This is a genomic window from Pseudanabaena sp. FACHB-2040 (assembly GCF_014696715.1).
Classification (GTDB): Bacteria; Cyanobacteriota; Cyanobacteriia; order Phormidesmidales; family Phormidesmidaceae; genus JACVSF01.
The window spans coordinates 83,380-96,156 of the sequence record NZ_JACJQO010000006.1; the positions used below are offsets into that span (position 1 = coordinate 83,380).

The 12,777-nt window shown below is 54.2% G+C and carries 11 protein-coding genes; 2 read left to right on the plus strand and 9 right to left on the minus strand.

Annotated features, from left to right (window positions below):
• Position 1: 1 nt before the first annotated feature.
• The 6 genes from H6G13_RS09810 to holA all read right to left on the minus strand — a co-directional run bounded on the left by H6G13_RS09810 (position 2) and on the right by holA (position 6,636).
• Entirely contained in the window at positions 2–757 is a 756-nt protein-coding gene (locus H6G13_RS09810; RefSeq protein WP_190483029.1) for a response regulator transcription factor, read from the minus strand.
• A gap of 206 nt (positions 758–963) precedes the next feature.
• Positions 964–2,460 carry a GAF domain-containing sensor histidine kinase gene (locus H6G13_RS09815; protein WP_190483030.1) on the minus strand — a complete coding sequence of 499 codons (1,497 nt, stop codon included), beginning with the start codon at positions 2,458–2,460 and terminating at the stop codon, positions 964–966.
• Between the two features lie 360 nt (positions 2,461–2,820).
• Positions 2,821–3,930 carry a metallophosphoesterase gene (locus H6G13_RS09820; RefSeq protein WP_190483031.1) on the minus strand — a complete coding sequence of 370 codons (1,110 nt, stop codon included), beginning with the start codon at positions 3,928–3,930 and terminating at the stop codon, positions 2,821–2,823.
• Positions 3,931–3,960: 30 nt separating this feature from the next.
• A complete protein-coding gene (gene obgE, locus H6G13_RS09825; protein ID WP_190483032.1) occupies positions 3,961–4,986 on the minus strand; it encodes a GTPase ObgE in 1,026 nt (341 codons plus the stop codon).
• A gap of 9 nt (positions 4,987–4,995) precedes the next feature.
• Positions 4,996–5,544: a DUF4168 domain-containing protein gene (locus H6G13_RS09830; protein ID WP_190483033.1), complete on the minus strand. Its 549-nt coding sequence runs from the start codon at positions 5,542–5,544 to the stop codon at positions 4,996–4,998.
• Between the two features lie 111 nt (positions 5,545–5,655).
• The gene (gene holA, locus H6G13_RS09835) at positions 5,656–6,636 is read right to left on the minus strand and encodes a DNA polymerase III subunit delta (RefSeq protein WP_190483034.1); all 981 of its coding nucleotides are present in this window, start codon (positions 6,634–6,636) and stop codon (positions 5,656–5,658) included.
• Between the two features lie 56 nt (positions 6,637–6,692).
• Between holA and H6G13_RS09840 the strand changes: the two genes are divergently transcribed.
• Entirely contained in the window at positions 6,693–7,307 is a 615-nt protein-coding gene (locus tag H6G13_RS09840; RefSeq protein WP_190483035.1) for a precorrin-8X methylmutase, read from the plus strand.
• Between the two features lie 5 nt (positions 7,308–7,312).
• The gene (gene cbiE / locus H6G13_RS09845) at positions 7,313–8,590 is read left to right on the plus strand and encodes a precorrin-6y C5,15-methyltransferase (decarboxylating) subunit CbiE (protein WP_190483036.1); all 1,278 of its coding nucleotides are present in this window, start codon (positions 7,313–7,315) and stop codon (positions 8,588–8,590) included.
• Here the strand turns inward: cbiE and H6G13_RS09850 are convergent.
• From H6G13_RS09850 to acs, 3 genes are all read right to left on the minus strand, one after another.
• On the minus strand, positions 8,587–9,396 hold the full coding sequence (locus tag H6G13_RS09850) for a CPBP family intramembrane glutamic endopeptidase (RefSeq protein WP_190483037.1): 810 nt from the start codon (positions 9,394–9,396) through the stop codon (positions 8,587–8,589). The genes cbiE and H6G13_RS09850 overlap by 4 nt on opposite strands.
• A 181-nt stretch (positions 9,397–9,577) precedes the next feature.
• Positions 9,578–9,967 (minus strand): AbrB family transcriptional regulator, encoded by a 390-nt coding sequence (locus tag H6G13_RS09855; RefSeq protein WP_190483038.1) that lies wholly within the window; start codon positions 9,965–9,967, stop codon positions 9,578–9,580.
• Between the two features lie 716 nt (positions 9,968–10,683).
• Entirely contained in the window at positions 10,684–12,654 is a 1,971-nt protein-coding gene (acs, locus tag H6G13_RS09860) for an acetate--CoA ligase (RefSeq protein ID WP_190483039.1), read from the minus strand.
• Positions 12,655–12,777: the final 123 nt, after the last annotated feature.

Genomic DNA, 12,777 nt, shown 5'->3' on the forward strand with positions numbered 1-12,777 from the left:
TTCACCCAAACCGATACCCGAACCCCCGCAAAGTAATCACATATTGAGGCCGCCCCGGGTCAGGCTCGATCTTCTCCCGCAGCCAGCGGATATGAACATCGACGGTTTTGCGATCGCCCACAAAGTTAGATCCCCAGACCTCCTGGATCAGTTCCTCGCGCGACCAGACCCGGTTGGGGTGAGTCAAAAATAGCTCTAAAATCCGAAATTCCTTGGGTGAAAGGTTAATCTCTTGCCCCCGCACCACTACCCGAAATTCGTTCAGATAAAGCGTAATCTCCCCATAGGCCAAAACTGAGGCCGTTTGCACCTGCTTTGCCCAGTGATGACGGCGCAAGAGAGCCCGACAGCGCGCCACCAGTTCCCTGATGCCAAAGGGCTTGGCTAGGTAGTCGTCGGCCCCCACTTCCAGCCCCACCACTCGATCTGTTTCACTAGCCTTGGCGCTCAAAATCAAAATCGGCAGATCCAGGTTCTGGTGCCGCATGAAGCGACAGAGATCTAGCCCCCCTACTCCTGGCAGCATCAGGTCGAGGATGGCTAAATCAATTGGCGGTACAGTTGGCAAGTTGCGATCGGTAGGACACAACAAATCCATTGCCTGAGAGCCACTACTGGCCGTCACAACCTGATAGCCTTCATCGATCAACGCCAAAGCCACCGTTTCTCGGATCAGATCCTCGTCGTCTACCACGAGAATGCAGTCTCCCTTGACAGTAAAAGCAGCCGGCTTGAGTCCCTTTTCCTGAAATCGCATGGCATGACCTGACAACGGCAGCAGATTGAATCAGGAGGGACATTGCCTCCTGCGCTAGCTTACCTGTCAGCCCTAAACTCACCTTTTCTAGCAGGGATGGCAGAGCACCAGAATGTATGATCTGAGCCACAGATTAAGAGAAGAGCAGCTCAAGGTTAAGCTTTTGCAAAGACTATCCTATTCCCTGCAACCGTAGCGCCTGCAGATCAGCTGCTAAACTCCACCAGCCTTGAAGCTGAAACCAAAGAAGGAAGACTGACCACAAACCGATGCCCAGACTCAGCGGTGCCCTGCACAGCAATTGTCCCGCCATGAAGCTCCGTCAAGTGGCGGCTCAATAAAAGGCCCAACAGCTCCCGAGAATATTGAGGCAAATCGGTGCCCTGATCAGGCAGCTCAGCGTCTATAAAAAACGCTTCTTCTCCTCTATTAGCTAGATAGTTCAAAGTCTCCAACCCAGTCAGCGGATTGTGAGATTGACCTAAAAAAAGATTGCCCAAGTTTACCAGAGGCTGAGGCAGTCCCTCTCCCAACCAAGGATTAGACAGCCAAACCGCCAGATTCAGCCGCTCTCCCCGACGAGAGGCATGTAGTCTAACAATGCTGCTCTCCCCCGACATCTGAATCACGCTAAACATCAGGTGATAGAGCAGTTGCTTGACCTTGCTCTTATCCAACGCCCACACCCTAGGACCTGGTTCAATAGTCAAACTGAGCCGCTGCTGCCGCTTCTCAGTAATTTGCTCCAGGGTTTTTAGCACCTGTTGGCCCAGCATCTCAATATCAACCGAGGTGGGCACTAGCTGCTGGTAGTTCTCATCAAAGGCTCCCAGCTCTACAATTTCATCGACCAGGGCCATCAGCCTCTGACTGCTGCTGCAAACTATTTGAGTGTACTCTCGCTGCTTATCGGTGAGAGGGCCATAGATCTCTCGGCTCAACATGCTGGCCATGCCAACAACAGAGGTCAGGGGACTGCGTAGTTCCTGAGCTAGTTGAGTGATCAGGTTAAGCCGCACCGAGTCAATCAAAACGCGGAGACCCGGTTCGCCAGGGTTTGATGGGCTGGGGGCAGGTGGTTGGGAATTGGCCACCACCGGCAACTGGGTTTGCCAATAGGTGCGTTCATACTCACTAATTGCCCAGCGAGCTGTTAGCTCTAGAAAAGCAATGTCTTTTTGGGTAAAAGCGTGGGGCTGGCAATCCATGACCGCCAAAATTCCAATACAGCACCCTTGAGAGGTGACTAAAGGAACTCCAGCATAGGCCCGCACACCATAGTTTTGCACCAGCTGATAGTCGGTAAAGGCCACATGCTCTGCCGCGTTGGGCAGCACGCAGGGCTGTTCGCTGTCCAACACGTTGACACCGAAAGACTCCGCTAGGCTTAGCTGGCGGGATTTGGCCAGAGGATTCATCATGCCTAGCTGGGAGAGCCCTACCGCCGCCTTAAACAGTTCTGCAGATTCGGTAGCAACACTCAAGGTACAAATCGACAGGTTGAGAAAGCGAGCTGCCATCTGGGCTGCTTCTTCAAATACTGGAATGTTGCCTGGCTCAAGCAAGCCTAATGTCTTAAGCGCCTGCAGTCGAAGGGTAATGCGTTCGGCTGGGGCAGCCCCTTCTAAATGACAATAGAGGCGAATTTCAGAATATTTATCAGCGGCATCAAGAGAGGTGCTGTAAGAAGATAAAGGATCCATTACTTTGGCCGAACGTCCCACTCGTATAGGTTTAGAATTCCCGCCTACATTTTGATATCAACGAAGCTCAGCAAAAAAATATGAAGAATGGGGCCGTTTAGGCAGGAAGTTCTAGTTAGAAATACGGAAGTCAAAGATACTGCAACGAGCCCACTGAATCAACCGTTTGAGCCAAAAGTTAGTCCTCTGTAACGACAGGAATCGCTATTTCTCTAGAAATGCGCCTTGAAAAGCCCTTTTTGGGACAATACTAATTTTACAAACGATCTAGAACATTGATCCCAGATTTTGGAGCCTATTAATAACAGCTATAGGTAACAGCTATAGGTAGGTCAATAACGATATGAAAGCTTGTTTAGCCTAGCGCAGGCTGGGAACATAGAGCTGACGTTTTTCAGCTTCTGTTAGATCGTTCCAGGACAAATCTGAGCGAATTAGACGACCATTGGGTCCCACAATCTGGCGAGGCAGCCTAGACAGATCGATTGGGGCCAGCGTACCCATGTTGTAGGTCGTGTAAACAGTGTGGGGAGGCTGGTTAGGCTCAAAAAAGAGGTCTAGCAGCGTGAGGGTCTGGATCGCAGCATCAGTTCGACCTAACCAAGTGCGGGGGCCACTGCCCAAAGCCCCGCAGTTGAGAAACTCCAGCTGACCTGCTCTAGCTGGGTAGTAGGCGTGGTGATGACCGCAGACATAGAGCTGTACTCGGTGCCGCTCCATCAGCGTCTGTAGAGCTGGAGCATTGGCTAAAATCTCTCCGGCCCGGTCCCGTCCTTGGGAAACGGCATATAGAGGCAGGTGGCCCAGGACAACTCGCAGGGCAGCCGTTTGAGCGGTAGGGCTAGCGAGAGCTTGGTCTGCCCAGGTCTGTTGCGCAGCAGGAATGGTGGCTGAAGACGCATCCCAAACCAGATAAAAAATATTGCGGTGCAGAAAGCTGTAGTAGAAGGGAAAGTCAGCCGCGTCGACCATCTCTAAACCCAAAGCAGCACGGCGGGGACCCCAATAAGCTTCTGCCTGCTGCCGATCAGCAGCAAATACATACTCGCCTGCCGACTGGAGGCTAGAGGCATCGTGATTGCCCAGGGTAAAGGCAAAGGGCAACCCCTGACTTTGCAATGGGGAGAAAATCTGGCGATCGAACCCCTGCCACATTGCCTGAATTTGCCCAACGCTGAGGGAGCGGCTCTGGCCCGCGATCATGTCTCCAGCGCAGAGCACCAGGTCAGGCTGCCACTGGGAGGCTAGCCGGATGCCGGTTACCACTTCAGAACGGTAGTCTGTGGAGCCATAACTGCTATTGATATCGCTGAAGACGAGCAGCCGCACATCCCCGCGAGGGGGCGCGAATAGACCAGAGGGAGCAGGATGAGTGCTGTCGCGACGGGCCTGGCCGGGCAGGCTAGCTGCGCCTAGAAGCAGGCCCAAGGTAGTGCCGCCTAGGAGAAACTGCCGCCGTTTAAGCCCCATAACTCTTCTACTGTTTCTTTCTACTGGTTTCTATTCAATCCCTGGTTCTACAGGTTCGTCAGCGGGCTGCTGCTCTAAGGTGGACCAGACCTGATGCATAAGAGCCTCAAGCCCAACTCCGGCAACTGCTGAGATCTTATGAACAGGCTGCTGACTGGCTGACTGGAGTTGGGCTGCGATCGCATCTACCTCCTCATCTAGCAGCGCATCGGTCTTATTTAACGCCAAGATTTGAGGTCGCTCCGGTAAGCCTCGGCCATAAGCATGCAGCTCTTGCTGAATCGTCTCGTAATGGGCTAGGGGATCGGCCGCTGTCACATCCACAAGGTGGAGCAGCAGGCGAGTACGCTCAATGTGTCGCAGGAAGTCGTGGCCCAGTCCCAACCCCTCATGAGCGCCCTCAATCAGTCCTGGAATATCAGCAAAAACGGTGCCATCGCCCGTGGGCTTGCGCACCACGCCCAGGTTGGGTATCAAGGTGGTGAAGGGATAGTCAGCAATTTTAGGTCGAGCGGCAGATAGAGCTGAGATCAGCGTAGATTTTCCGGCGTTGGGTAGGCCAATGATGCCCACCTCAGCCAGCAGCTTCAGCTCCAGACGGATATCTCGAACTTCTCCCGGCAGACCTGGCAACGCCCTTTCAGGGGCTCGGTTGCGGTTGCTAAGAAAGTGGGCATTGCCCAGTCCGCCCTTGCCACCCTTAGCGACACACAGCGACTGCTGAGGCTCAATCAGATCGCCTAGCAGTTCATCGGTTGCCACGTCATAGACTGCCGTACCGCAGGGCACCTCTATGTAAAGATCCTCTCCAGAGGCTCCAGTGCGGTTGCTAGGTCCACCACGCTGACCGTTCTTGGCCTTGAACTGACGAGCGTAGCGAAAATCAAGGAGGGTTTGCAGATTTTCTACGGCCATCAGATAAACTGATCCACCCCGACCCCCATTGCCCCCAGCCGGTCCTCCAGCTGGAACATACTTTTCTCGCCGGAAGGCAACCAGTCCGTCGCCTCCGTCTCCGGCCTGAATCCCGATTTCTGCCTGGTCAATAAATTGCATTAAATTGCATTACCGTCTGGATTGCTGCTGCTGCAGCTGTACTAAAACAGTTCGAATGCGCTCGGCCAGCCCTGGATCGCTCTGGTGAGCTTCCGTAATGAGATTAAAGCGGCGAACGGTCAGCCCATTGCTTTCGACAATGGTGCGGGCTTGATTACAGTAGTTCACGACGATCCCTCGCACTTCACTGCGGACCGGACGGGGCAGCTGATTTAAGTTGCGAGTGTTAGGGCAGGTCATATCAACCTGAGAAATGTCAAAGTTAACCCCCGACAGCAGGGACCTGATCTGGTTGAGAGCATCATTGCGAGGGCCATCCATCTGCAGAATGGAGTTAGCATAGCCTGTAACTTCTTCTGCCGAGAGCTCTATTCCCTGGGCCGAAGCCTGGGAGATAGCCACAGTAGGAACTGAGCCAGCAGACCGGATCACTACACCTGAACCATTGGCTAAAAGAGCCACCATGCCTGCCAATATCAGCTGACCAAAGCGTCCTTTGAGGCGATGAGACAAATGCGGACAGTGACGCTTGAAAATGACCATACTAAAAATGACCATACTAAATTATGTTCAGTGATACTCGTCTAAACAGTTACGTGTAATATCCTGGATTTATTCTAGGCGGGGTTAGTTCCTTAAAATAGGGGGAACTTATTGTTATCAGCCGTTTTACTGAAAGAGTTGGCCAATTTGAATGACTGTTGTCTGTAAAGCTGACTGCTCTTCTCCTCCCTGCTTAAGGCCAAACTCTAACTCTAGCAGCAGGGGCAGCACCTGCTGCAGCCGCCGTAGAGAGACTCCTCTAACCTCCTTTTGGAGGAAAAAAATTCGTTTAGGATTGCCAATTTCTGCTGCTTTGGCAATGGTCTGCTCATTGCGTTCCCCTGATTCTTGCATCAGCTTGACCCACAGCCACAGCCGAAACTGACTCACGAGCGCCGCAACGATCCGCAGAGCCGGTTCATTGCGGCTCAGCAGATCGACGACCAGGCCCAAGGCTTCCTCAGTTTTGCCGTCGCGTAGAGCGGTCGCTAGCTTCAGGCTGCTCTGGGTGCTCACGGTCACTAAGTCGTTGACCACCGAGGGCGGCAGGGGGCGATCTGGCGCATTCCAATAGAGCGCCAGTTTAGCTAGTTCGTTGTAGATCTGACGAGTGTTGTTGCCCAAGGATTCTGCCAGCAGGTCGGCTGTTTCGGGAGCCAGCTTGAGACCCAACTCCTTGGCTATATCCTGCACCTGCCGCACCAGCTGATCGCTTTTCCACGGTGGAATAGTGGCAAACTCTCGAATTTCGCCGTGCTTTTGCAGCAGTTTAGTGAATTTAGAGCGGCCATCGGGCTTGCTGCCGCTAGTTAACAGCAGCACAGTGGTCTCAGGGATTTGAGGCAGGGTGCGCTCTAGCTCTTGCAGCAGATTGTCTGGGCAGCGCTGACCTAGGGGGGTTTCCTGTAACCAAACTAGCCGCTGACCTAAGCCCAGGGGAGCTGTCATCGCTTGATTGAGCGCCTGAAAAATGCCATCGGGCTGTTCGCCAGAAATGCGGTCATAGTTGAAGCTAGCCCAGTCAGCCTCTAGTGTGCGATCGCGCAGGACTGCAACCGCCTGATTAAGCCGAAACTCGTCGTCGCCCCAGTAGTAGTAGATACCCATCCGCCTAAAATCTTAGAGTTACCTTAAACTGTCTATCCGAGCATTTAGGAACTCCCATGCCTTCTCTGGCCCAGCATCCTATTTTAGAGCAGAGTTTTGCCGTGATTGACCGGGAAATGGGCGCTCACTCTCTGAGCGCCGATGCCTATGCGGTAGTGCGGCGGGTGATCCACAGTACAGCTGATTTTGAGTTTAAGCAGCTAGTACGATTTAGCGAGGGGGCCATTGAGCAGGGTATTGAGGCGCTGCAGCAGGGATGTCCGTTAATTGTAGACGTGGGCATGGTGCGACAGGGCATCCAGGGCATGGTGCAGCGCACTTTGAGAAATCCTATTTTGACAGCGGTAGAGGCGGCAGAGGCGGCAGAACCAGGGCGAACGCTGACCGAAACGGGTATGTTGCGGTGCTGGCAGCAGGCTCCGGCAGGCATTTTTGTGGTGGGAAATGCACCGACAGCGCTGCTGGGATTGTGCGATCGCATCGTCTCTAGCGATCAAAAACCGGCACTGGTGATCGGGGCTCCGGTCGGGTTCATCGCCGTGGAAGAGTCTAAGGCACAGCTAGCAGCTCTGCCGATACCTCAGATCCGGGTGGAGGGCCGCAAAGGGGGATCTGGCGTGGCAGCTGCCATTGTCAATGCCCTGCTGGTCCTGGCCTGGGAGCGGCTGTGACCAGGATGGCCAGAACAGATATACAGGTGATTGGAATTGGTCTAGACGGGGCGGCAGGACTGTCAGCAGCGACCCTAGCCCTGATCGAGCAGGCGGATCTACTGGTGGGCAGCGCTCGACATGTGGCCTATTTTCCGGGTTTTGCGGGAGAGATTTGGCCCATTTCAAGTTTTCAGACGGCTCTAGATCAGCTCAAGCAACGTATAGCCAGCGGCGATTCTGCTGCCATTGTGGTATTGACTTCGGGAGACCCGCTGTTTTTTGGTTTGGGCAGACTGCTGTTGGCAGAACTGCCGCCCGAGCAAATTACCTTCCATCCCCATGTCAGCTCTATGCAGCTGGCGTTTAGCCGCCTCAAACTGCCCTGGCAAAACGCCACTTTGGTCAGCGCCCACGGCCGCTCTGCCGATACCTTAAGGACCGCGCTGCGACGGGGAGATGAGCTCATTGCAGTGCTCACGGACGGCAACCACACGCCAAATGCGCTGGCCAGTCTGCTGCAAGCGCTAGATTTACCCCTCTCGTACCGGCTCTGGGTCTGCGAGAATCTGGGCGGGGCCGATGAGCAGATTCAGCAGTTGACGCCCCAGGCAGCGGCAGCAAAGACCTTCGCGCCGCTGAACGTCGTGATTTTTCAGCGGCAGACTACTGCTCTAGAGGCCGATCCATCTGCCCTGCCCTTGCTGGGCTTACCTGATTCAGCCCTGGCCAGCTTTGCCGATCGACCGGGATTGATGACAAAACGGGAGGTGCGCCTGCTGGTGCTGGGAGAACTGGGGCTGCAGGCGGGGCAGGTGATCTGGGATATCGGGGCAGGTACGGGATCAGTCAGCGTGGAAATGGCCCGCCTACTGCCCGACGCCAAAGTTTTTGCGATTGAGAAAACAGCAATCGGCATTTCGCTGATCGAGCAAAACCGGCAGCGCTTTGGGCTGCAGAATCTAGTGGCAGTTCAGGGTTCTGCCCCGGCAGCAACGCAAGATTTGCCCGCACCCGACCGGGTCTTTGTAGGCGGCAGTGGCGGGCAGCTTCAGCCCATCTTAGACTGCTGCCAGCAGCAGCTACAGCCGGGGGGCCGAATCGTGCTGGCCCTAGCTACCCTGGAGCACTTGAACCAGGTAATGCAGTGGCTACAGAAGACTAGCGCAGCCGTATCTGAACCGGCCTCTGCCTGGCAGGCTCGCTATCTTCAGGCTCAGCTTTCCCGGTCAGTTGACATTGCGGCGCTCACCCGCTGGCAACCCTTGAACCCGGTGACGCTGGTAACGCTGACTCGGCTCTAGCCTCCTACAGAACCAAAGCTCCACAGGAGGGCGGCTGTGACCAGCAATAGAGCAATATCGAGCAGGCCCGTCAGCGGCTGATCGGATCGTCCGGCTAGCCAGCGGGGACTGGCCGGAGCCGGGGCAACCAGTTTGAGCGTATCCACTAGGGCCAGCGTGAAGATCCAGCCTGCATGCAGCCCGGTCGGTAAACCTAACTGTCCACCATCGACCCAGCGGGCCAGAATGAGAACGGCCCCCATTAGCCACAGTCCTGGCTGTTGAGGCAGACCAGCAGGGCCATCCCAGACTAGGTGAAGCACGGCAAAGAGAGCACTTGCGATCGCAACCACAGCTACCCAGCCGTAGGCCACTGCCAACTGGCTCACCACAAAGCCCCGAAAAACAGCCTCCTCAATCCCACTAATAACCAGGGCTAGCACTGCAATCGGCAGCCCCAGCTTGAGCAGGGTTAAGAAGAGAGAGAAATTTTCTTTAGCCGTATCCCCCTCCGCAGCAGCAGCCTCGTGGGGCGCTATTCCCTGCCAATCGACCCAGCCAAGAATTCGCTTGAGGCCCAGCAAAAGACCAATTCCGCCAAGCCCCAAGCCAAACCCCAAGGCAGTTTGAGTTAGGAAATGTGTGTTCCAAACCAAACCATAGGCAGCTAGTGAAGCGGGGTCACCGTAGCGCACAGAGAGCCAAAGCAGCAGCGGCACCAAAGCATAAAGGGACAGCAGCAAAGGAATTTTCTGCTCCGATGCTACTGGCAACCGCAGTTTCCAGTTCAGCAGACGCACTAGGCCCACTGCAATGGGTAGCCACAAGAGAACCCAGACTAAAAAAAAAGAACCACCCTTAGCAGAGGCGAGAGCGCCAGAGGAGTGGTTGTCGCTGATTCAATACCGAAATAGTTCACGGGCAACACCGATTCGGTTTATCCAAGGCAGTTGATTTTAGAACAGCCTACAGAGCGATTAACCCTTGCTACCAATTAGCAAGGAGGCTCTACTCTTCGCCATCCTCTTCTTGATCACCACTCAGCTTAACCAGCTGAATATGCTTGTAGCCCAGCTTGATCTCAAACTCATCTCCTGGCTTCAAACCCATTTCCTGGGTATAGGTTGCGCCAATGACAATCTGCCCATTCTTATGAACGCTCACACGATAGGTCGGCTCCCGACCACGGCCATCCTTACCGCTGTCTGGGCTCAGGCTGATGCCACGGGCAGACAGCAAAGCATCATAGAAATCGGTTAAGTTAACGCGAGCCTGACCATCTTTTGTGACGTTGTAATAGCCGCATTCTTTAGCAGTTTCACGCTTTGTCAGATGGGCTAGGTCTTTAACCTTCTGCAGTAGAGCCTTACCAGTAAGGGGGGTCACTTTTTCTGCCATTTCGGGGGGAAATCCTCTAAACACACTGCCGATAAGGGTTAGCAATTCTGCTAAATCTACTTGTCAAATACAGCTCTGACTATCAGACCGCTAGCAGCGGCTAATAAGAACTAACAATCACACGAGATTCAACAGCACTTGAATTTGCACAACTAATTATAGTCATGTTGTGAATTTCTGTCACCAAAAAAATCTCATGACTTCAAAGATCGGTTAGTGCATAAATAATCAATGGTTTACCTTCTAAAAAATTAGAAAGTGTAATTTGTATTTTGGCAGTAAACGGGTAGAGGTGAATCATATCATGACGCAATTTCCCACTGTCAATCTAAAGCGGCTTCTAGTTGAACATGCGGGGAAACTCTTCAAATCCACCTCGCCTTATTTGGGGCCAACTCCAGAACTGGGGATCCAATTAGTCAAGTGTTGAACCCAGAAGTATTTAGGTTCAAAAGTTCTCAGTTGGGTAGGAGGCGCTGGTCACAAACTCCTCCCAAGCGAGAAAAGCACTGCAGATATTCTTTGCTAACGTAGGAAAAACGGCCCTTTTAACAATACTCAAGCCCTACCCAAGATGAACCCTTAGGACGGCTAACAGCAGCCTATTTTAGGCACAGCCAGTCTATTTAGGCTGACCCCTTCTGGTCGGACATGGGCAATTGCCCAAACAAAGAGCGGTTGAACCGCTCTTTGTAAGTCTTTAGATGCGAATGGCTCTAGGCCCCTTCTCGGAGCTTTTCCAACACGCTTTGGTCTTCCATCGTGGAGGCATCCCCTGCAACCTCTTCACCACTGGCCAAGTTGCGGAGGAAGCGGCGAATGATTTTGCCAGAGCGGGTTTTGGGCAGGGCATCGGCAAAGCGGATTTCGCCGGGACGTGCGATCGCACCAATCTCCTTCACCACGTGCCGCTTCAGCTCCTCTTTCAGCTCATCGCTGGGTTTGCAGTTGCCCTCCAGAGTGACAAAGGCAAACACGTCCTCGCCCTTGAGATCATCCTTGCGGCCCACTACGGCAGCTTCGGCCACAGCAGGGTGAGACACCAGGGCTGACTCAATTTCCATCGTGCCTAGACGGTGCCCAGACACGTTGATCACATCGTCCACCCGGCCCATCACCCAAAAATAGCCATCCTCATCCCGCCGAGCTCCGTCGCCAGCAAAGTAGACATACTGCCCATCCTTCGGCGGAATGTGCTCCCAGTAAGTGCGGCGGTAGCGCTCATCGTTGCCGTATACGGTTCGCATCATGCTGGGCCAGGGATGTTTCACCACCAAATAGCCGCCCTCGTTGTCGGCCACCGGGTTGCCCTCTAAATCCACCACATCCGCCAAAATGCCGGGAAAAGGCCGCGTGGCCGAGCCTGGCTTGGTGGAAATGGCCCCCGGCAGCGGCGTGATCATAAAGCCGCCGGTCTCGGTTTGCCACCAGGTATCCACGATGGGGCAGCGGCCGCCGCCGATCACCCGGTGATACCACATCCAGGCTTCCGGGTTAATGGGCTCACCGACTGTGCCCAGCAGCCGCAGCGAAGACAAGTCGCGGGCATTGGGCAGTTCCTCACCCATTTTGATGAAAGCTCGAATTGCGGTGGGAGCTGTGTAGAAGATGTTAACGCCGTATTTCTGCACCACATCCCAGAAGCAGCCGGGGTTAGAGGGCCGAGGAACGCCCTCGTACATGAGGCTAGTTGCCCCGTTAGACAGTGGCCCGTAGACAATATAGCTATGACCGGTAATCCAGCCTACGTCGGCAGTACACCAGTAGACATCGGTGTCTTTAATGTCAAAAGTCCACTGAAAAGTGATGTGGGTATAGAGATTGTAGCCCCCGGTAGTGTGAACGACCCCCTTAGGCTTGCCCGTGGTGCCGCTGGTATAGAGGATAAACAGCATGTCCTCGGAGTCCATCTCTTCAGCAGGGCAGTCAGCTGAGGCTTCGGCCTGCCGCTCGTGCCACCAATGATCTCGGCCCGGCTCCATCAAAACGTCTTCTTTAGTGCGCTGCACCACCAGCACGTTTTCCACGCTGGGCACGCCGTTGTTTGCCAGCGCCTGATCCACGGCAGGCTTGAGCGGCACCACCTTGTCTTTACGGAAGCCACCATCAGCTGTAATCACGACCTTGGCTTCAGCATCTAGCAGGCGGTCCTTGAGGGCTTCGGCACTAAAGCCGCCAAAGATCACCGTATGGGGGGCACCGATTCGGGCACACGCCAGCATGGCAATGGCGGCTTCAGGCACCATCGGCATATAAATACCAACGCGATCGCCTTTTTTCACCCCCAAGTTCTTGAGCACGTTGGCGATTTGGCAAACTTCTCGGTGCAGCTGAGCATAGGTGAGGGTGCGAGACTCCCCCGATTCTCCTTCCCAAATCAGAGCCGCTTTGTTGCGCCGCCAGGTAGTTAGGTGACGATCAAGGCAGTTGTAGGAGATATTGGTCTTGCCGCCAACAAACCATTTGGCAAAGGGCGGCTGCCAGTCCAGCACCGTATCCCATTTCTTAAACCAGTGCAGCTCTTTTTCGGCCAGTTCAGCCCAAAAAGCTGCCGGGTCGGCAGCCGCTTGCTGATAGAGCGCCTCGTAGTCTTCTGAGCTCTTAAACCGAGATTGCTGAGCGAATTCTGGGGACGGAGCAAACAGCCGTTTCTCGTTCAGAATAGATTCAATGTTGGGTTCAGCCATAGCTTTGGGTCAAACACAGGGTGCGAAAAGACTTTTGTAGTGAGAGCTACTTCCTTTGAAACCATACTTTTTTTTGGAGCCGCTTTGAGCACGAAATCTGCTTCTCTTAATGTTTGTAGCTGC